Annotated in this window: 19 protein-coding genes and 1 pseudogene; 14 read left to right on the forward strand and 6 right to left on the reverse strand. The window is 60.8% G+C overall.

The genetic code is table 11. From position 1 onward, the window contains the following. Positions 1 to 188 precede the first annotated feature (188 nt). Positions 189 to 1,220, forward strand: a pseudogene (locus ACS5Q8_RS23220) (HAMP domain-containing protein); the annotation flags it as partial. A 93-nt stretch (positions 1,221 to 1,313) separates the two neighbouring features. Then, the gene (locus tag ACS5Q8_RS23225) at positions 1,314 to 2,078 is read left to right on the forward strand and encodes a methyl-accepting chemotaxis protein (protein ID WP_426100280.1); all 765 of its coding nucleotides are present in this window, start codon (positions 1,314 to 1,316) and stop codon (positions 2,076 to 2,078) included. Between the two features lie 479 nt (positions 2,079 to 2,557). Here ACS5Q8_RS23225 and purU read toward each other — a convergent pair whose 3' ends face one another. Further along, positions 2,558 to 3,406, reverse strand: coding sequence for a formyltetrahydrofolate deformylase (purU, locus tag ACS5Q8_RS23230; protein WP_247399654.1), 849 nt, complete (start codon positions 3,404 to 3,406; stop codon positions 2,558 to 2,560). A gap of 347 nt (positions 3,407 to 3,753) precedes the next feature. Here purU and mvaT point away from each other — a divergent pair, with 347 nt between their 5' ends. Beyond that, positions 3,754 to 4,128: a histone-like nucleoid-structuring protein MvaT gene (gene mvaT / locus ACS5Q8_RS23235; RefSeq protein ID WP_005790963.1), complete on the forward strand. Its 375-nt coding sequence runs from the start codon at positions 3,754 to 3,756 to the stop codon at positions 4,126 to 4,128. 90 nt (positions 4,129 to 4,218) lie between these two features. On the opposite strand, the gene sbcB is transcribed toward mvaT, so the two are convergent. Next, positions 4,219 to 5,646 carry an exodeoxyribonuclease I gene (gene sbcB, locus ACS5Q8_RS23240; RefSeq protein ID WP_426100141.1) on the reverse strand — a complete coding sequence of 476 codons (1,428 nt, stop codon included), beginning with the start codon at positions 5,644 to 5,646 and terminating at the stop codon, positions 4,219 to 4,221. Between the two features lie 167 nt (positions 5,647 to 5,813). On the opposite strand from sbcB, the gene ACS5Q8_RS23245 reads away from it, so the two are divergent. From ACS5Q8_RS23245 to ACS5Q8_RS23270, 6 genes are read left to right on the forward strand one after another with little or no spacing between them, the layout of a single operon-like run. After that, positions 5,814 to 6,506 carry an RDD family protein gene (locus tag ACS5Q8_RS23245; RefSeq protein WP_276194636.1) on the forward strand — a complete coding sequence of 231 codons (693 nt, stop codon included), beginning with the start codon at positions 5,814 to 5,816 and terminating at the stop codon, positions 6,504 to 6,506. Continuing rightward, positions 6,503 to 7,483 carry a stage II sporulation protein M gene (locus ACS5Q8_RS23250; RefSeq protein ID WP_276194638.1) on the forward strand — a complete coding sequence of 327 codons (981 nt, stop codon included), beginning with the start codon at positions 6,503 to 6,505 and terminating at the stop codon, positions 7,481 to 7,483. Before ACS5Q8_RS23245 ends, ACS5Q8_RS23250 begins: the two co-directional genes overlap by 4 nt. Beyond that, a complete protein-coding gene (locus ACS5Q8_RS23255) occupies positions 7,470 to 8,999 on the forward strand; it encodes a DUF4129 domain-containing protein (protein WP_465159474.1) in 1,530 nt (509 codons plus the stop codon). The genes ACS5Q8_RS23250 and ACS5Q8_RS23255 overlap by 14 nt, the downstream gene beginning before the upstream one ends. After that, entirely contained in the window at positions 8,996 to 10,153 is a 1,158-nt protein-coding gene (locus ACS5Q8_RS23260) for a DUF4350 domain-containing protein (protein WP_465159475.1), read from the forward strand. Before ACS5Q8_RS23255 ends, ACS5Q8_RS23260 begins: the two co-directional genes overlap by 4 nt. Next, positions 10,150 to 11,145 carry an AAA family ATPase gene (locus ACS5Q8_RS23265; protein ID WP_276194642.1) on the forward strand — a complete coding sequence of 332 codons (996 nt, stop codon included), beginning with the start codon at positions 10,150 to 10,152 and terminating at the stop codon, positions 11,143 to 11,145. The genes ACS5Q8_RS23260 and ACS5Q8_RS23265 overlap by 4 nt, the downstream gene beginning before the upstream one ends. A gap of 7 nt (positions 11,146 to 11,152) precedes the next feature. Then, complete coding sequence (locus ACS5Q8_RS23270; RefSeq protein ID WP_426100144.1) at positions 11,153 to 12,484, forward strand: DUF58 domain-containing protein; 1,332 nt, start codon at positions 11,153 to 11,155, stop codon at positions 12,482 to 12,484. 60 nt (positions 12,485 to 12,544) lie between these two features. On the opposite strand, the gene ACS5Q8_RS23275 is transcribed toward ACS5Q8_RS23270, so the two are convergent. After that, the gene (locus ACS5Q8_RS23275; protein WP_247399677.1) at positions 12,545 to 12,904 is read right to left on the reverse strand and encodes a PilZ domain-containing protein; all 360 of its coding nucleotides are present in this window, start codon (positions 12,902 to 12,904) and stop codon (positions 12,545 to 12,547) included. A gap of 228 nt (positions 12,905 to 13,132) precedes the next feature. After that, positions 13,133 to 13,507: a tol-pal system YbgF family protein gene (locus ACS5Q8_RS23280; protein ID WP_276194644.1), complete on the reverse strand. Its 375-nt coding sequence runs from the start codon at positions 13,505 to 13,507 to the stop codon at positions 13,133 to 13,135. Positions 13,508 to 13,679: 172 nt separating this feature from the next. Here ACS5Q8_RS23280 and pyk point away from each other — a divergent pair, with 172 nt between their 5' ends. Further along, on the forward strand, positions 13,680 to 15,131 hold the full coding sequence (gene pyk / locus ACS5Q8_RS23285) for a pyruvate kinase (protein ID WP_253398501.1): 1,452 nt from the start codon (positions 13,680 to 13,682) through the stop codon (positions 15,129 to 15,131). A 92-nt stretch (positions 15,132 to 15,223) separates the two neighbouring features. Here the strand turns inward: pyk and ACS5Q8_RS23290 are convergent, their stop codons facing one another. Further along, positions 15,224 to 16,168: an iron-sulfur-binding ferredoxin reductase gene (locus tag ACS5Q8_RS23290; RefSeq protein WP_443697532.1), complete on the reverse strand. Its 945-nt coding sequence runs from the start codon at positions 16,166 to 16,168 to the stop codon at positions 15,224 to 15,226. A 217-nt stretch (positions 16,169 to 16,385) separates the two neighbouring features. On the opposite strand from ACS5Q8_RS23290, the gene ACS5Q8_RS23295 reads away from it, so the two are divergent. The 4 genes from ACS5Q8_RS23295 (at position 16,386) to ACS5Q8_RS23310 (ending at position 22,635) form a co-directional block, all read left to right on the forward strand. Further along, positions 16,386 to 17,909, forward strand: a complete 1,524-nt coding sequence (locus ACS5Q8_RS23295; protein WP_276194647.1) for a fumarate hydratase — start codon at positions 16,386 to 16,388, stop codon at positions 17,907 to 17,909. Between the two features lie 104 nt (positions 17,910 to 18,013). Then, entirely contained in the window at positions 18,014 to 19,780 is a 1,767-nt protein-coding gene (locus ACS5Q8_RS23300; protein ID WP_276194648.1) for an ATP-binding protein, read from the forward strand. Next, positions 19,774 to 21,099 (forward strand): sigma-54-dependent transcriptional regulator, encoded by a 1,326-nt coding sequence (locus tag ACS5Q8_RS23305; RefSeq protein ID WP_465159476.1) that lies wholly within the window; start codon positions 19,774 to 19,776, stop codon positions 21,097 to 21,099. Before ACS5Q8_RS23300 ends, ACS5Q8_RS23305 begins: the two co-directional genes overlap by 7 nt. A 216-nt stretch (positions 21,100 to 21,315) precedes the next feature. Continuing rightward, positions 21,316 to 22,635 carry an MFS transporter gene (locus ACS5Q8_RS23310; RefSeq protein ID WP_276194650.1) on the forward strand — a complete coding sequence of 440 codons (1,320 nt, stop codon included), beginning with the start codon at positions 21,316 to 21,318 and terminating at the stop codon, positions 22,633 to 22,635. Positions 22,636 to 22,751: 116 nt separating this feature from the next. Here ACS5Q8_RS23310 and ACS5Q8_RS23315 read toward each other — a convergent pair whose 3' ends face one another. Continuing rightward, positions 22,752 to 23,507 (reverse strand): COG4705 family protein, encoded by a 756-nt coding sequence (locus ACS5Q8_RS23315; RefSeq protein WP_276194651.1) that lies wholly within the window; start codon positions 23,505 to 23,507, stop codon positions 22,752 to 22,754. Between the last annotated feature and the right edge of the window lie 124 nt (positions 23,508 to 23,631).

The following is a 23,631-nucleotide window of genomic DNA, read 5'->3' on the forward strand; positions in this document are numbered from 1 at the left end:
AATCTTTCATGCCGCCAGGTCGATATAGATAAATGTAAGACCGACAAAGTCTAAAAATAGGTCAGATAGTTCTTACAGGGACCCATAGAGCTATCGCCAGAAGTAGCACACCTTTTTTGGCGCTACCATTTTGCGCATCCCATAAGGACGCGCTTTGGATATTAAGACCTTAGCGGACCCATAAAACCATGAATAAAAATCTGCGATTCAGCCACAAAATCCTGCTTGCGGCCTCCCTGATCGTCATCGCCGCATTCGCATTGTTCACCCTTTATAATGACTACCTGCAACGCAACGCAATTCGCGAAGATCTCAACAACTACCTGCATGAAATGGGTGATGTCACTGCAAGTAATATTCAAACCTGGCTCACCGGGCGCATTGCACTGGTTGAAAACGCTGCACAAAATATCGCGATCAACCCCGAACCGAAGGTGGTTGCCAGCCTGCTGGAACAGAAAACCCTGACCTCCTCGTTCATGGCAACCTACGTGGGCGACAGCCAGGGCGCGTTCACTATTCGCCCCGACACCAAGATGCCGGACGGTTTCGATCCACGCGTTCGCCCTTGGTACAAAGGCGCCCAGAGCAACAATGGTTCAACCCTGACCGAACCCTATATCGATGCCGCGACGGGGCAATTGATCATTTCCATCGCCACACCCAGCGCCAAGGGCAGCCAGAGCATCGGCGTGGTCGGCGGCGACCTGAGCCTGCAAACCCTGGTCGACAACATCGGCGCGCTGAACTTCGGCGGCATGGGCTATGCGTTCCTGGTCAGCGCCGACGGCAAGGTGCTGGTACACCCGGACAAAAACCTGGTGATGAAGACCCTGGCTGACGTTTACCCGAAACACACGCCGAAGATCAGCAGCGACTTCAGCGAAGTCGAGGCCAACGGCAAAGACAACATCGTGACCTTTACACCAATCAAGGGCCTGCCGTCGGTGAACTGGTACCTCGGTATTTCCGTGGATAAAGCCACATCCTTTGCCATGCTCAGCGAATTCCGTACCTCAGCGATCATTGCCACGATCATCGCCGTGGTGATCATCATCGCGCTCCTGGGCATGCTGATCCGAGTGCTGATGCAACCGCTGCACGTGATGACCCGCGCCATGCAGGACATCGCCGATGGCGAGGGTGACCTGACTCGCCGCCTGACCATCCAGAATCACGACGAATTCGGCATCCTGGGTAATGCGTTCAACCGCTTCGTAGAGCGGATTCATACGTCGATCCGCGAAGTGTCCTCGGCCACCGGGCAAGTCAATGAAGTAGCCCTGCGGGTGGTCAGCGCTTCCAACTCGTCGATGATCAACTCCGACGAGCAGGCCAACCGCACCAACAGTGTCGCCGCCGCCATCAACCAATTGGGGGCAGCCGCCCAGGAAATCGCGCGTAACGCCGCACAAGCCTCCAACCAGGCCAGCGATGCGCGGCACTTGGCCGAAGAAGGTCAGCAGGTGGTTGAACGCAATATCAAGGCGATGACCCAGTTGTCCGCGATGATCAGCGCGTCCAGCAGCAATATCGAAGCACTTAACAGCAAAACGGTGAATATCGGTCAGATCCTTGAGGTGATTACCAGTATTTCCCAGCAAACCAACCTGCTCGCGCTCAACGCCGCCATCGAGGCCGCACGGGCCGGGGAAGCCGGACGCGGGTTTGCGGTGGTGGCCGATGAAGTGCGCAACCTGGCGCATCGCACCCAGGAGTCGGCACAACAGGTGCAAAAGATGATCGAGGAACTGCAAGTCGGCGCCAGGGATTCGGTCAGCACCATGAGCGAAAGCCAGCGCCACAGCCTCGACAGCGTGGAAATCGCCAACCTGGCCGGCGAACGTTTGAGCAGCGTGACCCAACGCATCGGCGAGATCGATGGCATGAACCAGTCGGTCGCCACCGCCACCGAGGAGCAAACCTCGGTGGTGGAGTCGATCAACATGGACATTACCGAGATCAACACGCTCAATCAGGAAGGCGTGGAAAACCTGCAGTCGACCCTGCGCGCCTGCGCCGACCTGGAACAGCAGGCGGCACGACTGAAGCATCTGGTGGGCAGTTTCCGCATCTGACAACCCTTGCAGGAGCGCGCTCACCGTGACGAGGGAGCTTGCTCCCGTTCGACTACCCGGCAGTCGCCCACTTTGCGGGGACGCTTCGCCCCCAAGCCTTTTCCAGCCGTCGCTGATGTCCGGCATGGTTCTCCTGTGCTGGAAATCCAACGCAGCGGCAGCGATTTTGATCTGGCGGGCGGTGACGCTTCTATCTACTGGCCGGCAAGCCGCAGCTCAAGCGTCTGTTTCAGGGGAAGCAGGCCGTTTCTGCAACTCATCCCACAATTGGGCCGCCCCAGGAAAGTCAGTACCGTCCTCAGCCTCCAGCGCATCCGGATCATAGCGACTCAGACACCCCTCGCCCAACGTAGCCGGCGCCCTGGATGTAGCTTTATCGAGTGGGTCGGTCATGGGCTTGTCCTGATGGCAGATCAATGAAAAAAGGCCTGGAACGATTTAACGCCCAGGCCCTTCATTCTTCAATCAAAACGCGTTGATCAGAACACCACAGTCTTATTGCCGTGTACCAGCACGCGGTCTTCCAAGTGATAGCGCAGACCACGGGCCAGAACCATCTTCTCGACATCACGGCCGAAACGCACCATGTCTTCAATGCTGTCGCTGTGGCTCACACGCACCACGTCCTGCTCGATGATCGGGCCGGCGTCCAGCTCTTCAGTGACGTAATGGCACGTTGCGCCAATCAACTTCACACCACGCAGGGAAGCCTGGTGGTACGGTTTGGCACCGACAAACGACGGCAGGAAGCTGTGGTGAATATTGATCACCTTGCCGGCGTATTCGCGACACAATTCCGGCGGCAGGATTTGCATGTAGCGAGCCAGCACCACGACGTCGGTTTCGTGCTGTTTGACCAGGCGGGACACCTCGGCGAACGCCGGTTCCTTGTCCTGCGGGTTGACCGGCACATGGTAGTACGGGATGCCATGCCACTCGACCATACTGCGCAGGTCGTCGTGGTTGGAAATCACGCAGGCGATCTCACAGTCCAGCTCATCGCTGTGCCAACGGTGCAGCAAGTCGGCCAGGCAGTGGGATTCACGGCTGGCCATCAATACCACACGTTTTTTCTGCTCGGTATCGCTGATGTGCCAGATCATCGAAAACTCTTCGGCGATCGGCGCAAACGCCTCGCGAAAGGCCTCAAGACCAAAGGGCAGCGTATCGGCACGGATTTCGTGGCGCATGAAGAACCAACCACTGAGATTGTCCGAGTGATGGCTCGCCTCGGTGATCCAGCCGTTGTGGGAGGCCAGAAAGTTACTGACTTTGGCAACGATGCCAACCCGGTCCGGGCAAGCAATCACCAGCCGAAAAGTGCGCATTAGGGGAAAACTCCAGAACTTCGCAAAGGTTGCCATTCTAGCGATTACGCAGAAAAACTGCAGTATCCGTTGACGCTTATTCTGCCCTTGCCTTGGCCACCCCCCCTTAATGGCGTAAGGTTTTACCACCGCTATATGCATGCGCATCGGCAAGCTCAAGCAATTACCGAAAATTAAGCAGGTTATCTTTAGCCATCCCCCCACCAATTAACTCGTTTGCATAGATTTGCCACAAACATTCAAAGTAATTCACATAAATATCCCCTTAAATGTTTACTTGGGGAAATAGCCTGACTATTATTGGGCCACTATCCCTGCCAATCTGCGCTCTACATAAGGTAGTCCACATGTCCCTGATCAACGAATACCGTGCCACCGAAGAAGCTATCAAAGAGCTGCAAGCCCGTTTGAAGAATCTGTCCCAAGACGACAAACTGCAAACCGAGCTGGAATTCGAAGGCAAACTGCGCACCCTGATGGGCGAATACTCCAAATCCCTGCGTGACATCATCGCGCTGCTGGACCCAGAGTCGAAAGTTAAAGCACCGCGCGGCGCCGTAAAAACTACCGGCACCAAGCGTGCGCGCAAGGTCAAGCAATACAAAAACCCGCACAACGGCGAAGTGATTGAAACCAAAGGCGGCAACCACAAGACTCTGAAAGAGTGGAAAGCCAAGTGGGGCGGTGACGTGGTTGAAGGCTGGGCTACCCTGCTGGGCTAAGCCTCGCCAGGCTCTCGCCTGATACGCGATATACAAAAAACGCCAGCTTGCTGGCGTTTTTTATTGTCTGAATAGTCTGAAATTATCCGGTTACAGATTCAGCCGAGCGGCTAAAGAGTCGGCATACTCCTGCCATTGATCCAGCACCTGAGACTGAAACGGTGTGGCACTAACAGCCAACTCATTACGCGCCCGTTTAAATGCTTCCAAGGTATTGGGGGCGCCCCAGTCGCCATCTGACAAGCGTTGTTGACAGAACAGTTTCCAGCGTTGTTGCTCCTCGCTATTCAAGGTTTCAGGAAAGTTGCGCGCCCGGTAGCGAAATAACAATTCGGGCAAACGCTGATCATCAAAGGGCCACTGCTGCAGCGCCAATTGCGTCGGCTCTGCCGCGCGGACTTGTTCGCATAAACGACGGTCGCGATCACCGATAAAACCATCATAGAGCTGCTGCTCCGGGTCCGAACTCGGCGCAAAATCTTCCTCGGCATAAATCGCGGCCAACTTGTCGCGCCAAACTTCCTGTGCGTCAGTTAGCCGCAGCGCCCGTGCCTGATAAGCGTCCATATCCAATTGCAGCCGTTCACGGTCTTGCGCCCGCAGCACATTCAATGGGGCCACCACCGGGCAGCGGTTGATATGCAACAATTTGAGCGGTACCGGCAACTCGCCTTCGGCCAGATCATCACGACGGGTGTAGAGGCGCTGACGCAAGGTATCGGCATCGAGATCCAGCAGCCCCTGCGGATCAAGGCCCAGATCACAGACGATCAATGCGTTGCGATTGCGCGGGTGCCAGGCCAGGGGCAGTACGACACCCAGGTAATGGCGCTCTGCAGAAAAACGCCCGGAGATATGCACCATCGGTTGCAACAGCCGCACCTGATCCATCACCCGTTGCTTGCTGCGCAACTGGAATAGCCAGTCGTAAAGCTTGGGCTGTTTTTCACGGACCAATCTGGCCAAGGCAATGGTCGCGCGCACGTCGGACAACGCATCGTGGGCCTGGCCATGGGCGATACCGTTGGCGTCGGTCAAACGCTCCAGCTTGAGCGTCACACGCCCATCCTGCTCGGGCCAGACGATCCCCTCCGGACGCAGCGCGTAGGCGGTACGCACCACATCGATCAAGTCCCAGCGGCTGTTACCGCCCTGCCATTCACGCGCATAAGGGTCGAAGAAATTTCGATAAAGACTGTAACGGGTCATTTCATCGTCAAACCGCAGGGTGTTGTAACCCACCCCACAGGTACCGGGAACCGCCAGTTCGGCATGTACCCGCGTCATGAAATCGGCTTCGGCCAAGCCCTTTTCCGCCAGTATGCGCGGGGTGATGCCGGTGATCGCACAGGCTGCCGGATGGGGCAGGATATCGTCGCTGGGATGGCAATACAGGTTGACCGGCGGGCCAACCTCGTTGAGGTCGACGTCGGTGCGAATACCGGCGACCTGGAGGGGGCGATCGCTGCGCGGGTTGATGCCGGTGGTTTCATAGTCGTACCAAAAAAGAGTGGTCACGGTCTATTCCTGTGCTGAAGATCGACGAAGTCTAGGCGCTGGAAGGTGCCCGAGGCCAGAGCCATATTAACTGTATAAATATCCAGCAAAACCTTGAATGGTTGCTTCCATCGCCGACACTGCTAGCATCCGTGTCTTCCAACCGCCCTGCGCTGCCAAGGATCGCGATGCCATCAGCTCCATTGGATACCCGTTACCAGATCGAGACCCCGGAGGGCATCGACCTACCCTTGCGCCCGGCCGGCCTGCTACCACGCGCGCTGGCCTTCGCCTTCGATCTGGGCGTGCGCGGGCTGCTCATGGGCATCCTGCTGGTTCCGTTGGCCCTGCTCGGTAATATCGGCATAGGGCTGGGCTCATTACTGCTGTTCCTGGTCAGTTGGTGGTACATGGTGCTGTTTGAAGTACTCAATCAGGGCTGCTCGCCGGGCAAGCAAGTCATGGGCTTGCGCGTGGTACAGGATGACGGCACACCCATCGGCTGGTCAGCCTCACTCATCCGCAACCTGCTGCGCTTTGTCGACATGCTGCCTTTCGGCTACTTTCTCGGCGCCATCAGTTGCCTGCAGCATCCTAACTTCAAACGGCTCGGCGATCTGGCGGCCGGCACGCTGGTGGTCTACCGCGAACTACCATTGGCACGCCCCAAGGTGCCGCAGACCCCTGCCCTGCGCCTGCCATTTGCCCTGGACCTGAGCGAACAGCGCGCCATTCTCAATTTCGCCGAGCGCCAGGGCGAACTGTCCGCCGAGCGAGTGCAGGAACTGGCCTCGATCCTCGCCACGCCACTGCAGGTGTCCCCGGCTCGCGCCGTCGAGCAGCTCAACGGCGTGGCCCGTGGTTTGCTGGGGCCTACATGAAACAGAGCCTGTTCGAAAGCCGTCATCAGCCCCAATGGCAAGCATTCGCCGAACAACTGACACAGTTGGAACAGGGCAAGACCAAGGCCGGTGAGCTAGCTGATTTCCCTCATCACTATCGGCGCCTGTGCCAGCACCTAGCCCTGGCTCAGGAGCGCGGCTATAGCAGTTACCTGGTCGACCCGCTGCAACAACTGGCCCTGCGCGGCCACCAACAGCTGTATCGCCACCGTAGCCAATTGGCGGCGAACGTATTGAGTTTCCTGCTGGCCGATTTCCCCCGGCTGGTACGTGAACAGTGGCGCTTCGTGTTGATCGCCAGCCTGCTGTTCTTCGGCAGCCTGGTGGGTATTGCGCTGTTGGTGTACCTGTTTCCCGAACTGATCTACAGCATCGTCAGCCCCCAGCAGGTGGCCGAGATGCAGAGCATGTATGACCCCGACGCCAGTCGCCTGGGCCGCGTCGCCGAACGTGCATCCAGTGAAGACTGGATGATGTTCGGCTACTACGTGATGCACAACATTGGCATCGCCTTCCAGACCTTTGCCGCCGGCTTGCTGTTTGGCCTGGGCAGCGCGTTCTTTCTGATTTTCAACGGTCTGATCATCGGCGCGATTTCCGGGCATCTCACTGAAATCGGCTACGGCCAGACCTTCTGGTCGTTTGTCATCGGCCATGGCGCCTTCGAACTCAGCGCGATTGCGCTGGCTGGCGCGGCAGGCTTGCAGTTGGGCTGGGCGTTGATCGCTCCGGGGCACCTGACACGAGGGGAGTCGCTACGGCTGGCGGCACGTAAAAGCGTACAGATGCTCTGCGGTGTCATGCTGTTCCTGCTGATCGCCGCTTTTATCGAAGCCTATTGGTCCTCCACCACCGCGATCGCGCCTTGGGTCAAATACCTGGTGGGCGCCGGACTCTGGCTACTGGTGGCCACCTACCTGACCTTTGCCGGACGGACTCGCCATGCGCCTGAGTGATTCCAGCGTGGTGATTCGCCCTCGAACGTCATGGGAAGCCATGGACTTGGGCGTGTTAATGGCCCAGGAACATCGACTGCTGCTGATGGCCAGTTGGGCGTTGGTGAGCCTGCCGATATTCATCGTGCTTAGTGTTCTGTTATGGCAATACCCGTCCACCGCCATGTTCGTATTCTGGTGGTTGAAGCCGGCCTTCGACCGTTTGCCCCTGTATATCCTATCCAAGGCCCTGTTTGGCGAGACGCCTAGCCTCAAGCAGGCCGTGCGTCACTGGCCGCGCCTGCTCAAAGGCCAACTCCTGGCCAGCCTGACCTGGCGGCGACTGAGCCTGAGCCGCAGTTTTTTGATGCCGGTCAGCCAACTCGAAGGCCTGGATGGCAAGGCGCGCCAAAAACGCCTGGGCGTGCTGCAGCAACACAACGCCGGCGCGGCGCGCTGGTTGACCACCCTCGGTGTACACCTGGAGATCGGCCTGTGGTTCGGCTGCATGGCACTGTTCTATCTATTCATCCCCCAGCAGGTTGAACTGGCTTGGGACTGGCAGCGGCTGGCGCTGGCGACAGGCCCGGAGGGGCTGTGGCTGGAACACCTGAGCAACGCCTTCTACGCGCTGGTCCTGGTGTTTTGGGAACCGATCTACGTCGCCTGCGGTTTCAGCCTGTACCTCAACCGCCGCACCGTGCTGGAAGCGTGGGACCTGGAGCTGGCATTTCGCCGCCTGCGTCAGCGATTGAGCAGCGTGACCCCACTGGTACTGTTGGTGATCGGGCTGATACTGCTGCCGCTGGGCCGGCCCGCTATGGCCGATGACTCGCCCCCCATCCGGCAAGTCACCCCCCAATCCGCCAGCCAATCGATCAAGGCGCTGTTGGACAAGCCGCCATTCAAAAATCCGGAAACCGTGACCCGCTATCGCTTCGGTGACGAAAAAACCAACATTAAGCCCAAGGCACACGGTGATGGCAAGCTACCGGCCTGGCTGCAAACACTCCTGGACAACTTCAACAGCAACACCTTCAAGCACCTCGCCCAAGGCCTGGAGTTGCTGTTGTGGAGTTTGCTGGCGGGCGGCGTGGCCCTGTTGATCTGGCGTTATCGCGAGTGGCTGCACACCTTTGTCAGCCGGCGCGGGCCACGCAAACCCAAGCTCGCCAAACCGGTACCCACGCAATTGTTCGGCCTGGAACTGGGCGCCGAAACCCTGCCCGCTGACATTGCCAGCACCGCCGAGCAACTATGGCACACGCACCCCAGGGAAGCCTTGGGCCTGTTGTATCGCGGGCTGCTCAGCCGGTTGCTGCACGACTTCAACCTGCCACTGAAAAACGCCGACACCGAAGGCCAGGTACTGGAACGCGTTCAGCGCTTGCAACAACCGCAACTGCAGGCATTCAGCGATGAACTGACCCGGCACTGGCAAAACCTCGCCTACGGGCACCGCCTTCCTCCCGCAGTGGTGCAGCAGCAACTGTGCAGCGATTGGCGCGCCCTGTTCAACCCGGGAGCAGCCCGATGAACCGGCCATTGTTGTGGGTGGGGTTGTTGCTCGCATGCCTGCTGGGTGCGGGTGGCCTGTACGTGTGGCACAAGGCAATTCCTTATGACGAAGTAGTGGATCGCGGCCCTTCACCGGAGGCGTTGGGCAATCCCTACCTGGCGGCCGAACACTTTCTGCGCGAGCAAGGCCTGGTGGTGGACCACGCCAACGGCCTTGAACGACTGTCCGATCTGCCCCCGAAAGATCGCAGCCTATTGCTGCTGGGCGAACGCGGCAACATGACCCCGCGCCAGGTGGATCAACTGCTGGACTGGGCAAAGTCCGGTGGCCACCTGTTGGTGGTGGCCGAAGCACTGTGGGATGAAGCAACAGATAAAAGCGGCGACCTGCTGCTCGATCGCCTGTACATCCACCAAACCTTGAGCGACGAACCCGACCAACTCGCCCCAGCACGCAAAAAGAAAGGGCCAGACCTGACCAAACTCTATGTCGACAATGAAACGGCCCCGGCGTACTTCAGCTTCGATACCGACTTCAACCTCACCGATCCCAAGCATCTGGCCCAGTTTTCGGCCAACAGCGCCAAGTCCAGCCACCTGATGCAACTCAATCTCGGGCAAGGCAGTGTGACAGTAGTCACCGACAGCGACTTGTGGAAAACCCCAGGCATCGGCAAACACGATAACGCCTGGCTGCTGTGGTACCTGAACCAAGGCACGCACGTGACCCTGTTGTTCAACAGCGACGTGGACGATCTGTTCACCTTGTTGATGCGCTATTTCCCCCAGGCGCTGGCGGCACTCGCCGCGCTGATCGCCCTGGCGCTCTGGCAGGCCGGCATGCGCCAAGGCCCGCTCCAGGCGCCAGCGCCCAGAGCACGCCGGCAACTGCAGGAACACTTGGAGGCCAGCGCCGACTTCCTGCTGCGCCGCAGCGGCCAGGCCCCCCTGTTACACGCCTTGCAGCGCGATATCCTGCGCGCTGCCCGGCGGCGCCACCCAGGCTTTGAACACCTCGACACCGCAGAACAGTGGCAGGTGCTTGAACACCTGACGCGCCAACCCTCTCACGTGATCAGCCAGGCCCTCGGCCCACTTGCGGCAAAACAGCTTTCCAGCGCCGATTTCAGCCGCCAGGTGGCGTGCCTGCAAACTCTCAGGAATGCCCTATGAGCGAACTTCCAACGGCCACTGCCCTGACCACCGAAACCCTGCAACACGCCAGCCGCCAAGCCCAGGCCTTGCGCGTTGAACTGCGCAAGGCAGTGATTGGCCAGGACCAGGTGATCGATGACGTACTCACCGCCTTGATCGCCGGCGGCCACGTGCTGCTCGAAGGCGTACCCGGCCTGGGCAAGACCTTGCTGGTACGGGCCCTGGCCCGTTGCTTTGGCGGCGACTTTGCGCGCATCCAGTTCACCCCGGACCTAATGCCCAGCGATGTCACCGGCCACGCGGTGTACGACCTGCACACCGAACAGTTCAAGCTGCGCAAGGGGCCGTTGTTTACCCACCTGTTGCTGGCGGACGAGATCAATCGAGCGCCGGCCAAGACCCAGGCCGCCTTGCTCGAAGCCATGCAGGAGCGCCAAGTCACCCTTGAGGGTGAAGCGCTGCCCATCGGCCAACCGTTCATGGTGCTGGCCACCCAGAACCCTATTGAGCAGGAAGGCACCTACCCGCTACCCGAGGCAGAGCTGGACCGTTTCATGCTCAAGGTGCGCATGGACTACCCTGATTCCCAGCAAGAGCTGGAGATGGTGCGCGAAGTCACGCGCTCATCCCGGGCCGACATGCTCGACGTACAGCCGCTGCGCACCGTGCTGCAAGCCGAGGACGTGCTGCAACTGCAACAGATCGCCAGCGAACTGGCGCTGGATGAGCAAGTGCTCGATTACGCCGTGCGCCTGGCACGAGCCACCCGCAGTTGGCCGGGGCTGACCATCGGTGCCGGCCCACGTGCCTCCATCGCCTTGGTGCGCGGCGCCCGAGCCCGAGCCTTGCTGCGCGGGGGCGAATTCGTCACCCCGGACGACATCAAGGGCTGCGCCCTTGCGGTGCTGCGTCATCGGGTTCGCATCGCCCCCGAACTGGATATCGACGGACTGGAAGTGGATCAGGTACTCCAACAACTGCTGGACCAGATTCCGGCACCTCGGCAATGAACCCTCCATGAAGCCGACCCGTCTGCTGTTGACCTGGCTCGGCGTGCTGCTGGGCCTGAATATCCTCCTGGGCACTGCACAGGCGTTGCAGCTAGGGGTGCCCGAAAGCCTGCATTCGGTAGCCTGGGGCCTGCTGCTGGCCCTGTTCCTGCTGGCGCTATTGGACGCCATGCGTCTTCGCCGCCGTCCGTCCCCACGGGTACAACGGCAGATGCCCGGCAGCCTGGCACTGGCTCGCTGGGGCGAAGTACGCCTGACGCTTGAACACGATTACCCACAGCCAATGACTGTACAGGTGTTCGATCACGTCCCCGACGGCCTGAGCATGGAAAACATGCCGCAGTCCATCGAACTGCGCCCCGGTGAGCGCAGCGAACTTGGCTATCGGCTGCGCCCCTTGCGGCGTGGCCACTTCTGCTTCAGTCGTTGCGAGCTTCACCTGCCCAGCCCCTTGGGGTTGTGGTCCGCGCGGCGCGTTGTTGAGGTCAGCGATGCAACCCGGGTCTATCCGGATTTCGCCCGTCTGTATGGCGCACAGCTATTGGGTGTGGATAACTGGTTGAGCCAGTTGGGCGTGCGTCAGCGCCAACGACGGGGGTTGGGACTGGAGTTTCATCAACTGCGCGAGTTTCGGGAGGGCGACAGCCTGCGGCAGATCGACTGGAAAGCCACCGCGCGCCAACGCACGCCGATCGCCCGGGAATACCAGGACGAACGCGACCAGCAGATCGTGTTCATGCTCGATTGTGGTCGGCGCATGCGCAGCCAGGATGCCGAACTTTCCCACTTCGATCACGCCCTCAACGCCTGCCTGCTGCTCAGTTACGTCGCGTTGCGCCAGGGCGATGCGGTCGGGCTATGCACCTTCGCCTGTGACCAGCCGCGCTACCTGGCGCCCGTCAAGGGCACCGGGCAGTTGAACCTGTTGCTCAACACCGTCTACGACCTGGACACCACCCGACGCGCGGCCGACTACGAGGCCGCAGCCAGCCAACTGCTGGCTCGGCAGAAACGCCGGGCGCTGGTGATCGTGGTGAGCAACCTGCGGGATGAGGACGATGAGGCGTTACTGACGGCGGTCAAACGCATCAGCCGGCAACACCGGGTACTGGTCGCCAGCTTGCGTGAAGAAGTACTCGACCAACTGCGCCTGTCGCCCGTGCAAACCCTGCCCGAAGCGCTGGCCTATAGCGGCGCCGTCGACTACCTCAATCAACGCGACGAACTGCATGACCGCCTGAGCGCTCACGGGTTGTCGGTACTGGATACGCCGCCCTCGGAATTGGGCGCCGCTCTGGTGACACGCTACCTGGGCTGGAAAAAAGCCGGCGTACTGTGAAAGCAGCACACACCCCGGCGAGGGTCGCCACACCCAAGTCGGGGCGACTGCGCGCAATGTCTAAGCGGACGCCTGTAAGGGGTCAAAACTGAAGTATCGCAGCAAGGCATTGATCAGTTGGCCGTATTCGGCAGGCGCCTCAACCACACTGAAGCCTGAGTCGTAATGCTGGGGATTGATGTCCTCGTGGCTCCATAAACAGGTCGCCGTGAAATCAACTGCCTGGAAATCGCCGCCAGCCGTGGGAATCTTCAAGCGCAGCTCGAACTCCGCGTCGACCATCATCGGCAATTGACTGATCAACATCAGCCCTTCTGCAGAGACGTTACCCAAGTATCCAATAGGCTTGTCCGTAAGCCTGTTGAACACTTGCAGGAAACAAGACAATTGATGCCGCTCAATTCGTCGGTTGGTAAACATGCTGATATCGCCATCCATTGGCCATAACTCTGGCCGCGCCAGTGATTCGGAACGGGCCTAACACCCCCCGCTCTCCCTGGAGATCGGTGCGACAACAGCTATCGCTTTGCCACTCTACCGCTTGCCAACCCCAAGTATTCCATCCGCTCGAACACAAACTTGTACAAACGAACGCTCAAAGAATAGCCCAAGACTGGTGACGAGCCAGCTATAGCATGACAAATATCATCACAACGACGCAGGACGTGGCTGCGCAACGCTCGCACCGGGGTAATGCCCCAGTTGCTGCAGGGTGTCGAGGCGCGCGCGGGCTCGGTAGGCGTACTCGCTGGACGGATACTGGTTGATGATGAACTGATAGGTTTGCACCGCGTCGACGAACAGCTTCTGCCGCTCCAGGCACTGCCCGCGCAACATCGAGACCTCCGGCTGCACATAGCGCCGAGTGCGACTTTCACGGTCGACCTGGGACAATTCCAGGGTAACGCGCTCGCAGTCACCGGCCCCATACGCACGGTAGGCGTCGTTCAAATGGTGGTCCATCGACCAACGGGTACAGCCGACAACACTGACGGCCAGGGCAGCAATGAGCAAAATTCGCATGAGGGTTCTCCTGTCTCGTGCAGTGTATCGACCCCTCGTCAAAAATCTTCAAGGATGTTCATCTAATCAATCATAGCGAAAAGCGAATCGCCGATAAGTAGTGCAAACGAACAATGACTACAACCAAAGAGCATAGTAGCCTTCCTCAGCGCTTGAACTCAGGAGTCTGTGCATGTCCGTCCGTCGCACCAAAATCGTCGCCACCCTTGGCCCGGCCAGTAACTCGCCGGAAGTCCTCGAACAGCTGATTCTGGCTGGTTTGGACGTTGCCCGTCTGAACTTCTCCCACGGCACCCCGGACGAGCACAAGGCTCGCGCCAAGCTGGTGCGTGACCTGGCCGCCAAGCACGGTCGCTTCGTCGCACTGCTGGGTGACCTGCAAGGCCCGAAAATCCGTATCGCCAAATTCACCGACAAGCGGATCGAGCTGAAGATCGGTGACACGTTCACCTTCTCCACCAGCCACCCGCTGACCGAAGGCAACCAGCAAATCGTGGGTATCGACTACCCGGACTTGGTCAAGGATTGCGGCGTCGGCGACGAACTGCTGCTGGACGACGGCCGCGTGGTCATGCGAGTCGACACCGCCAGCGTCACCGAACTGAACTGCACCGTGATCATCGGCGGCCCGCTGTCGGATCACAAAGGCATCAACCGTCGCGGTGGTGGCCTGACGGCGCCGGCCCTGACTGAAAAAGACAAGGCCGACATCAAGCTCGCCGCCGAAATGGAAGTGGATTACCTCGCGGTGTCCTTCCCTCGCGACGCCGCCGACATGGAATACGCCCGCAAGCTACGCGACGAAGCTGGCGGCACTGCCTGGCTGGTGGCGAAGATCGAACGCGCCGAAGCCGTGGCCGATGACGAAACCCTCGACGGCCTGATCATGGCGTCCGACGCCGTGATGGTTGCCCGTGGCGACCTGGGCGTGGAAATCGGTGATGCCGAACTGATCGGTATCCAGAAAAAAATCATCTTGCACGCACGCCGCCACAATAAAGCAGTGATCGTGGCGACCCAGATGATGGAGTCGATGATCCAGAACCCGATGCCGACCCGCGCCGAAGTGTCCGACGTGGCCAACGCCGTGCTCGACTACACCGACGCCGTGATGCTCTCGGCTGAAAGTGCCGCTGGCCCGTACCCGCTGGAAGCTGTTCAGGCCATGGCGCGTATCTGCATCGGTGCCGAAAAGCACCCGACCAGCAAGACCTCCAGCCACCGCATCGGCAAAGTGTTCGAAAGCTGTGACCAGAGCATCGCCCTGGCCGCCATGTACACCGCCAACCACTTCCCTGGCGTCAAAGCGATCATCGCCCTGACCGAAAGTGGCTACACGCCGTTGATCATGTCCCGTATCCGTTCCTCGGTGCCGATCTACGCGTTCTCCCCGCACCGCGAAACCCAGGCCCGCGCGGCTTTGTTCCGTGGTGTCTACACCGTACCGTTCGACCCTGCGTCGTTGCCGCCTGAGCAAGTCAGCCAGGCTGCCATCGACGAACTGCTCAAGCGTGGCGTAGTGGAGAAAGGCGACTGGGTCATCCTGACCAAGGGCGACAGCTACCACACCATCGGCGGCACCAACGGCATGAAGATCCTGCACGTTGGCGACCCAATGGTCTGAGTGATCCGCTGAAAAACGAAAGCCCCGCCCTGTGAATGGCGGGGCTTTTTGCTTTGCAGCTCACGGTGATGGGCTTGCCTGCGATGGCGTCATCAGCGCCCGGCAGTCGACCGGGACAGGAACACATCGGCCAGCAGTTGATTGCGCGGCAGCCCCGCCAGGAACAGGCGCTTGGAAAACGCCTCGACGCTGGCCGGATGCCCGCAGAGCAAGGCCAGCGTTTGCCGGGAAACCAGCCGCAGTTGCGCCAATGCCGGGGTCAACTCCGCCGCCGTCCACAGCTCCACCGTCAGGTTCGGATGGCGGGCGGCCAGCGCTGCCAGGGGCTCGGCCAAGTAGTGACCGCTGGCATCGTGGGCCAGGTGAATCACGCGGATCGCGCCTTGATGATCCTGACGCAATGCCTCGCGCAACACCCCCCACAACGGGCCCAGGCCGGTGCCGGACGCCAACAGCCACAGCGGCCGGGATTGCCAGTCGGGGTCGTATTGCAGCGCGCCGCCGCGCAGTTCGCCCAGGCGCAGGCGGTCACCGACGCGCAACTGTCGAGCGGCATCGCTGAATGCGCCGGGCTGACGGCAATCGAGATGAAACTCCAGGAACGGATCTTCCTGGGGCAGGCTGGCCAGGGAGTACGGGCGCGCCACCGGCCCCGCCCACAACACCAGATGCTGCCCGGCCCGATAGCGCAGGCCGCGCTCCGGTTGCAGGCGCAGGCGCAACACCTGCGCGCTCAACCAATCCACGCCCACCACCTCGGCCGACACGCCGTCGCGGCTCGGGTCAAACGCTTCGACCTGCAGGTCCGCCGTCACCCGGCACTGGCAGGCCAGGCGCCAGCCGTCCTCGCGTTGCGCCGGGCTGAGGGCGTCGGGCTGCTGGTCCTCGACCTCGCCCCGGCAACGTACCAGGCACGCATGGCAACTGCCGGCGCGGCAACTGTAGGGCACAGCGACGCCGGCCTGGTTCAGGGCATCCAACAGGTTGCTGCCGGTGGAGACCGACCAGTGGCGTTCGCCGACGTGCAGTTCAGGCATACAAGGTCTCGGATCAAAAAAGCGTACACAGGGAATCACGCCCGGCAGAGTTTGACCATAGTCGGGTGTATCGGCCACCGTGCCGGGTTATACTGCCGCGCCTTTTTAGCGTCGCGCCAGCATCACTCGGCGTGCCTTGGAAAGGTGGTTTCAGCCGACCGATACACCCCTCTGAAGCCGCCTTTATTGAATGTTCCCTTATAGAGGAGCGCGACTCATGACCGTGATCAAGCAAGACGACCTGATTCAGAGCGTTGCCGACGCCCTGCAATTCATTTCCTACTACCATCCCGTTGACTTCATCCAGGCAATGCACGAAGCCTACCTGCGCGAAGAATCGCCAGCAGCCCGTGACTCCATCGCCCAGATCCTGATCAACTCGCGCATGTGCGCCACCGGCCACCGCCCGATTTGCCAGGACACCGGTATCGTCACCGTGTTCGTGCGCGTAGGCATGGACGTGCGTTGGGACGGCGCCACCATGGGCCTGGACGACATGATCAACGAAGGCGTGCGTCGCGCCTACAACCTGCCGGAAAACGTCCTGCGTGCTTCGATCCTCGCCGATCCGGCGGGCGCGCGCAAAAACACCAAGGACAACACCCCGGCGGTGATCCACTACTCCATCGTCCCGGGTAACACCGTGGAAGTGGATGTGGCCGCCAAGGGCGGTGGTTCCGAGAACAAGTCGAAAATGGCCATGCTCAACCCGTCCGACTCGATCGTCGACTGGGTGCTCAAGACCGTTCCGACCATGGGCGCCGGCTGGTGCCCACCGGGCATGCTCGGCATCGGCATCGGCGGCACCGCCGAGAAAGCTGCCGTGATGGCCAAGCAAGTGTTGATGGAATCCATCGACATCCACGAGCTGAAAAAGCGCGGCCCCTCCAACCGTATCGAAGAGATGCGCCTGGAGCTGTTCGAGAAGGTCAACCAACTGGGTATCGGCGCCCAGGGCCTGGGTGGCCTGACCACCGTGCTCGACGTGAAGATCATGGACTATCCGACCCACGCCGCCTCGCTGCCGGTATGCATGATCCCCAACTGCGCCGCCACCCGTCATGCGCACTTCGTGCTCGACGGTTCGGGCCCGGCATCGCTGGAAGCACCATCGCTGGACGCCTACCCGGAAATCGTCTGGGAAGCCGGCCCGTCGGCCCGTCGCGTCAACCTCGACACCCTGACCCCGGAAGACGTGCAGAGCTGGAAGCCGGGCGAAACCGTGTTGCTCAACGGCAAGATGCTCACCGGTCGCGACGCCGCGCACAAGCGCATGGTCGAGATGCTGAACAGGGGCGAAACCCTGCCGGTGGACCTCAAGGGGCGCTTCATCTACTACGTCGGCCCGGTTGATCCGGTGCGCGATGAAGTGGTTGGCCCGGCTGGCCCGACCACCGCGACGCGGATGGACAAGTTCACCCGCCAGATCCTCGAGCAAACCGGCCTTTTGGGCATGATCGGCAAATCCGAGCGTGGCCCGACCGCCATCGAAGCGATCAAGGACTACAAGGCCGTGTACCTGATGGCCGTGGGCGGCGCTGCTTACCTGGTGGCGCAAGCCATCAAGAAGTCGCGCGTTGTCGCTTTCGCCGAGCTGGGCATGGAAGCGATCTACGAGTTCGAGGTCAAAGACATGCCAGTCACCGTTGCGGTGGACAGCAAGGGCGAATCCGTCCACATCACCGGTCCTGCCATCTGGCAGAAAAAGATCAGTGAAAGCCTGGCGATAGAAGTGCAGTAAACACTTCTTCGTACCGATAAAGGCGACTGCGGCTACACGGCCCAGTCGCCTTTTTTATGGCGCATGCTATGGTGCCCCCCCTAATTGCAACTGTTCATCTTCGTATGATCGCGATCACCCGTCCCCTGCGCCTGACCGTCTACTCCCTATTGATCATCGCCGGTGCGGTGCTGGCCGCCGCCTTGGCCACACGCCACGCTGAACGCCAGGCCCTGGTAGACGATGCCGCCCGCGCCAATCAGCAGCTCACGCTATATGGCAACTCGTTGCACACCCTGATCGAACGCTACCGTGCGCTGCCCGCTGTGCTGGCGCTGGATTCGGAAATGATCAGCGCGCTGAAAGGCCCGCTGGATGCCGCGACCCAGGGCGTGCTCAACCGTAAACTGGAACGTATCAACGGCGCCGCGCAGTCCTCCACATTGGAACTGATGGACCGCACCGGCCTGGCCGTGGCCGCCAGCAACTGGAACCTGCCGAGCAGTTACGTCGGGCATAACTACGCGTTCCGGCCGTATTTCAGGCAGACGTTGAGCCAGGGCACCGGGCGCTTTTTTGCGGTCGGGGTGACCACCGGCGTGCCGGGGTATTTCCTTTCCAGCGCGGTGCTCGATGAACACGAGCAGTTCCTCGGCGCCATGGTGGTCAAGCTGGAATTCCCCGAGCTCGAGCGTGAGTGGGCCCAAGGCAATGACCTGCTGCTGGTCAGCGACGCGCGCGGTATCGTGTTTATCGCCAACCAGCCGGGCTGGCGTTATCGCAACCTGCGCCCGCTGTCGGCTAGCGATCTGGCCGAACTACAGGCCACCCGCCAATACGACAAGAAACAATTGCAGCCGCTGGAGACCCAGGCCCTGCAACGTTTCGACGAAAACAGCCACCTGATGCGCGTCAACGGCCCCGATGGCAACGCCAATTACATCTGGGAATCCCTGCCGCTGAAGGCCGAAGGCTGGACCTTGCACTTGCTGCGCAAACCTCAGTTCCCCTTCGAAGACCAACGCAACGCCGGCCTCGCTGCCGCCGGTTCGTGGCTGGCGTTGGTGTTCCTGGTGCTGTTTCTGACCCAACGCTGGCGTCTGGCCCGCATGCGCCAGCGCAGCCGCGAAGAGCTCGAACAGCTTGTCGAGGAGCGCACCCAGGCGCTGCGCACGGCCCAGGATGGTTTGGTGCAATCGGCCAAGCTGGCGGCGCTGGGGCAGATGTCCGCCGCCCTCGCCCATGAAATCAACCAACCACTCACCGCGCAGCGCATGCAATTGGCGACCCTACGTCTGCTGCTGGACCATGGCCGCGTGGGCGATGCCTACAAGGCGCTCACACCACTGGACGACATGCTCACGCGCATGGCCGCGCTAACCGGCCATCTCAAGACCTTCGCCCGCAAGAGCCCCAGCGGCCTGCGCGAACGCCTGGACCTGGCCACGGTGGTCGACCAATCCCTGGAGTTGCTCGACGCACGCCTGCGCGATGAAGGCATCGGCACCGTGCTGGACCTGACCCGCCCCGCCTGGGTCCGTGGCGACGCGATCCGCCTGGAACAGGTACTGATCAACCTGCTGCGCAATGCCCTCGACGCCATGGCCAACAAACCGCGCAAACGCCTGGAAATCCGCCTGCACGCCGATGAGCAACTGTGGCAGTTGACCGTCAGCGACAGCGGTGGCGGCATCGCCGAGGAACATTTGAACAACGTGTTCGACCCCTTCTTCACCACCAAGCCCGTGGGCGATGGGCTCGGCTTGGGGCTGGCGGTGTCCTACGCTATCGTGCACGAACTGGGTGGGCGCCTGAGCGCCGGTAACCGTGGCGACGGCGCGGTGTTTACCCTGACGCTGCCTATCGCGCTGGAGACGCCGGAGCTATGTTGAACGCGGTGATTGTGATCGATGACGAAGCCAGCATTCGCACGGCCGTCGAGCAATGGTTGAGCCTGTCGGGATTTGAAGTGCAGTTGTTCAGTCGCGCTGAGGCCTGTCTCGCGCAACTGCCCAAGGACTTTCCCGGGGTGATTTTGAGCGACGTGCGCATGCCCGGCCTCAGCGGCCTGGAGCTGCTGGCCGAAGTGCGGCGGCGCGATGCCGACTTGCCGGTGATCCTGCTGACCGGCCATGGCGATGTGCCGATGGCCGTCGAAGCCATGCGCGACGGGGCCTACGACTTCCTGGAAAAACCCTTCAGCCCCGAAGCCCTGCTCAACAGCCTGCGCCGCGCCCTCGATAAACGTGGGCTGATCCTGGAAAACCGCCGCCTGCATCAACAGGCCGATCATCGGACACAATTGGAAAACAGCCTGCTGGGCGTGTCCCGCAGTTTGCAGAACCTGCGCCGCCAGGTGCTGGACCTGGCGACGCTCCCAGTCAACGTGCTGATCCGCGGCGAGACCGGCAGCGGCAAGGAACTGGTCGCCCGCTGCCTGCACGACTTCGGCCCGCGGGCGAAAAAAGCCTTTGTCGCGCTCAATTGCGCGGCGATCCCCGAGCAACTGTTTGAAGCCGAGCTGTTCGGCCACGAGAGCGGCGCGTTTACGGGGGCCCAGGGCAGGCGTATAGGCAAGCTGGAATACGCCCACGGTGGCACGCTGTTTCTGGATGAAATCGAAAGCATGCCCCTGGCCCAGCAAGTCAAATTGCTGCGCGTGTTGCAGGAGCAAAAGTTGGAGCGACTGGGCTCCAACCAAAGTATCCACGTCGACCTGCGCATCATTGCCGCGACCAAGCCGGACCTGTTGGACGAGGCCCGCGCCGGGCGTTTTCGCGAAGACCTGGCCTATCGGCTGAACGTCGCCCAACTGCGCCTGCCGCCCCTGCGCGAGCGTCGTGAAGATATACCGCTGCTGTTCGATCACTTTGCGCAAAGCGCCGCCGAACGCCTGGGCCGCCACGTTGAACCGCTGAGTGGCGCGCAATTGGGGCGCCTGCTCAGCCATGACTGGCCGGGCAACGTGCGCGAACTCGCCAACGTCGCCGAACGCCAGGTGTTGGGGCTTGGCGAGCCAGAGCCCGAAGGCATCGAGGCCGGGCAATCATTGGCGGCACAACAGGAAGCCTTCGAGGCCCACTGCCTGAAAGCCGCACTGACCCGACACAAAGGCGATATCAAGGCGGTGCTGGCCGAACTGCAACTGCCCCGGCGCACCTTCAATGAGAAAATGCAGCGGCATGGGTTGGTGCGGGAGATGTTTCTCTAGGCCATGCCCTGGGTTACTTCCAAAGACGCCAGCGCAGGCAAGCCATAAGCGGATTTCCGCTCACCCAGCCCAAAACCATCAGCGACTTTCCGCTCAAAAAAACCTGCAAACCCTTCTAGACCGCGCCTTCCCCCGCCTGGCACAGCTCCTGCTATAGCCCCAATCAGGCTGTGCCCAGGCACGCTCCATAAAAACAACTATCTGAAGGATCCTTCAATGGATAACTCCAATACCCTGCCTCTGGGGTCGGCGGCTGCGCCGGCGAAAGAACGCACCACCTCCAGCCGCATCAAATCGATCTTCAGCGGATCGGTCGGCAACATGGTCGAGTGGTACGACTGGTACGTCTACGCGGCGTTCTCGCTGTACTTCGCCAAAGCCTTCTTCCCCAAAGGCGACACCACCGCCCAACTGCTCAACACCGCTGCGATCTTCGCCGTGGGCTTCCTGATGCGCCCAATCGGCGGCTGGCTGATGGGCCTGTACGCCGACCGCGCCGGTCGTAAAGCCGCCTTGATGGCCTCGGTACTGTTGATGTGCTTCGGCTCGCTGATCATCGCCCTGAGCCCGGGCTATGAAACCATCGGCGTCGGTGCGCCGATCCTGCTGGTGTTCGCCCGCCTGCTGCAAGGCTTGTCGGTGGGTGGCGAATACGGCACCTCGGCCACTTACCTGAGTGAAATGGCGACCAAGGAACGTCGCGGTTTCTTCTCCAGCTTCCAGTACGTGACCCTGATCTCCGGCCAGCTCATTGCCCTGGCGGTGCTGATCGTGCTGCAACAGACCCTCACCACCGAGCAACTGTACGATTGGGGCTGGCGTATCCCGTTCGCCATCGGCGCCCTGTGTGCAGTGGTCGCGTTGTACCTGCGTCGCGGCATGGAAGAAACCGAGTCGTTCACCAAGAAGGAAAAAGCCAAGGAAAGCGCGATGCGCACCTTGATGCGCCACCCCAAGGAACTGATGACCGTGGTCGGCCTGACCATGGGCGGCACCCTGGCCTTCTACACCTACACCACCTACATGCAGAAGTACCTGGTGAACACCGTCGGCATGAGCATTTCCGACTCCACCACCATCTCGGCAGCGACGCTGTTTCTGTTCATGTGCCTGCAACCCCTGGTCGGCGCGCTGTCGGACAAGGTCGGCCGGCGGCCGATCCTGATCGCCTTCGGCATCCTCGGCACGCTGTTCACCGTGCCGATCCTCACCACCCTGCACACCATCCAGAGCTGGTGGGGCGCGTTCTTCCTGATCATGGCGGCGCTGATCATTGTCAGCGGCTACACCTCGATCAACGCGGTGGTGAAGGCTGAGCTGTTCCCCACCGAAATCCGTGCGCTGGGCGTGGGCCTGCCGTATGCGCTGACCGTATCGATCTTCGGCGGCACCGCTGAATACATCGCACTGTGGTTCAAGAGCATCGGCATGGAAACCGGCTACTACTGGTACGTGACCGCGTGTATCGCGGTGTCGTTGGTGGTCTACGTGACCATGAAGGACACCCGCAAGCATTCGCGGATCACCACGAACTAACCGCTGAACGCAGTAACCAATGTGGGAGGGGGCTTGCTCCCGATCGCGGTGTATCAGTCAACTTATCTCAAGCTGACCCACTGCCATCGGGAGCAAGCCCCCTCCCACATGTGCAATCAGGACAACTCTGCCACTTCGCGCCGCACATAGCGCCGCTGAACATACAAAGCCCCGACAATCATCACCAACAACACCGCCGCCAACACCGCCGACGAGCCGATGGTGCCGAAGTCCAGCCCGCCCTTTTCATGGGGTTTGGTCAGGAAGTCGCCCAGGGTCGCGCCAAATGGGCGGGTCAATACGAACGCCACCCAGAACAGCAACACCGACGAAATCCGCGTGAAGTACTTGAGCGCCACCACCGCCGCGATAGTCGAGCCGATCAACAAGGCGCCACCGGCGAAGCCGAGCCCCGAATCGTCGGCAAGGAAGTCGCCCAGAGCAGTGCCCAAGGTGTTGGAGAACAGGATCGCCATCCAGTAGAACAACTCGCCGCGAAAGGTTTGCACCTTGTTCACGTTCAGCGAATCACCGCTGAGGTGCCACAACGCGAAGATGATCATCAGGATCACGATCAGGATCATCGACCCCGTGGCGTAGCCCAGGCCGAGGCTGCGGTCCATGAAGTCGGACATGGTGGTGCCGGCGGTGCTGGTGGACAGGATCACGATCCAGTACAGCACCGGGTTGTAGGCTTTCGACCAGAGTTGCGTCACCAGGGTGACCAGGAACACGCTGATCAGGATCATCGAGCTGATGGCATAACCGACGTTCAGGGTCATCGACAGCAAGTCCCCGGCGGTTTCGCCCAGGGTCGTCGCGCAGATTTTCATGACCCAGAACGCCAGGGTGATCTGAGGAAGTTTGTTCATGCAGTGCAAGGCTCCGAAGCTCAATCTATCAATGGGCCGACTTATAGGGGGGTGTCGACCTGGCGCGCAGACTGAACGGGGCGCTGTGAAAAATAGGTGGGCGCTGAATGAAAATTCCATAGGG

This window comes from Pseudomonas sp. PAMC25584 (genome assembly GCF_058135675.1).

Excerpts from the sequence above, each read along its gene's own strand:
- ACS5Q8_RS23265 (WP_276194642.1), top strand. The coding sequence starts at position 10,150 with ATGAGCGAACTTCCAACGGCCACTGCCCTGACCACCGAAACCCTGCAA.
- ACS5Q8_RS23290 (WP_443697532.1), bottom strand. The coding sequence starts at position 16,168 with ATGCCTGAACTGCACGTCGGCGAACGCCACTGGTCGGTCTCCACCGGC.
- ACS5Q8_RS23260 (WP_465159475.1), top strand. The coding sequence starts at position 8,996 with ATGAACCGGCCATTGTTGTGGGTGGGGTTGTTGCTCGCATGCCTGCTG.
- ACS5Q8_RS23295 (WP_276194647.1), top strand. The coding sequence starts at position 16,386 with ATGACCGTGATCAAGCAAGACGACCTGATTCAGAGCGTTGCCGACGCC.
- ACS5Q8_RS23245 (WP_276194636.1), top strand. The coding sequence starts at position 5,814 with ATGCCATCAGCTCCATTGGATACCCGTTACCAGATCGAGACCCCGGAG.
- ACS5Q8_RS23225 (WP_426100280.1), top strand. The coding sequence starts at position 1,314 with ATGATCAACTCCGACGAGCAGGCCAACCGCACCAACAGTGTCGCCGCC.
- ACS5Q8_RS23305 (WP_465159476.1), top strand. The coding sequence starts at position 19,774 with ATGTTGAACGCGGTGATTGTGATCGATGACGAAGCCAGCATTCGCACG.
- ACS5Q8_RS23250 (WP_276194638.1), top strand. The coding sequence starts at position 6,503 with ATGAAACAGAGCCTGTTCGAAAGCCGTCATCAGCCCCAATGGCAAGCA.
- ACS5Q8_RS23280 (WP_276194644.1), bottom strand. The coding sequence starts at position 13,507 with ATGCGAATTTTGCTCATTGCTGCCCTGGCCGTCAGTGTTGTCGGCTGT.
- ACS5Q8_RS23315 (WP_276194651.1), bottom strand. The coding sequence starts at position 23,507 with ATGAACAAACTTCCTCAGATCACCCTGGCGTTCTGGGTCATGAAAATC.
- ACS5Q8_RS23275 (WP_247399677.1), bottom strand. The coding sequence starts at position 12,904 with ATGTTTACCAACCGACGAATTGAGCGGCATCAATTGTCTTGTTTCCTG.
- purU (WP_247399654.1), bottom strand. The coding sequence starts at position 3,406 with ATGCGCACTTTTCGGCTGGTGATTGCTTGCCCGGACCGGGTTGGCATC.
- ACS5Q8_RS23270 (WP_426100144.1), top strand. The coding sequence starts at position 11,153 with ATGAAGCCGACCCGTCTGCTGTTGACCTGGCTCGGCGTGCTGCTGGGC.
- ACS5Q8_RS23300 (WP_276194648.1), top strand. The coding sequence starts at position 18,014 with ATGATCGCGATCACCCGTCCCCTGCGCCTGACCGTCTACTCCCTATTG.
- mvaT (WP_005790963.1), top strand. The coding sequence starts at position 3,754 with ATGTCCCTGATCAACGAATACCGTGCCACCGAAGAAGCTATCAAAGAG.
- ACS5Q8_RS23255 (WP_465159474.1), top strand. The coding sequence starts at position 7,470 with ATGCGCCTGAGTGATTCCAGCGTGGTGATTCGCCCTCGAACGTCATGG.
- ACS5Q8_RS23310 (WP_276194650.1), top strand. The coding sequence starts at position 21,316 with ATGGATAACTCCAATACCCTGCCTCTGGGGTCGGCGGCTGCGCCGGCG.
- pyk (WP_253398501.1), top strand. The coding sequence starts at position 13,680 with ATGTCCGTCCGTCGCACCAAAATCGTCGCCACCCTTGGCCCGGCCAGT.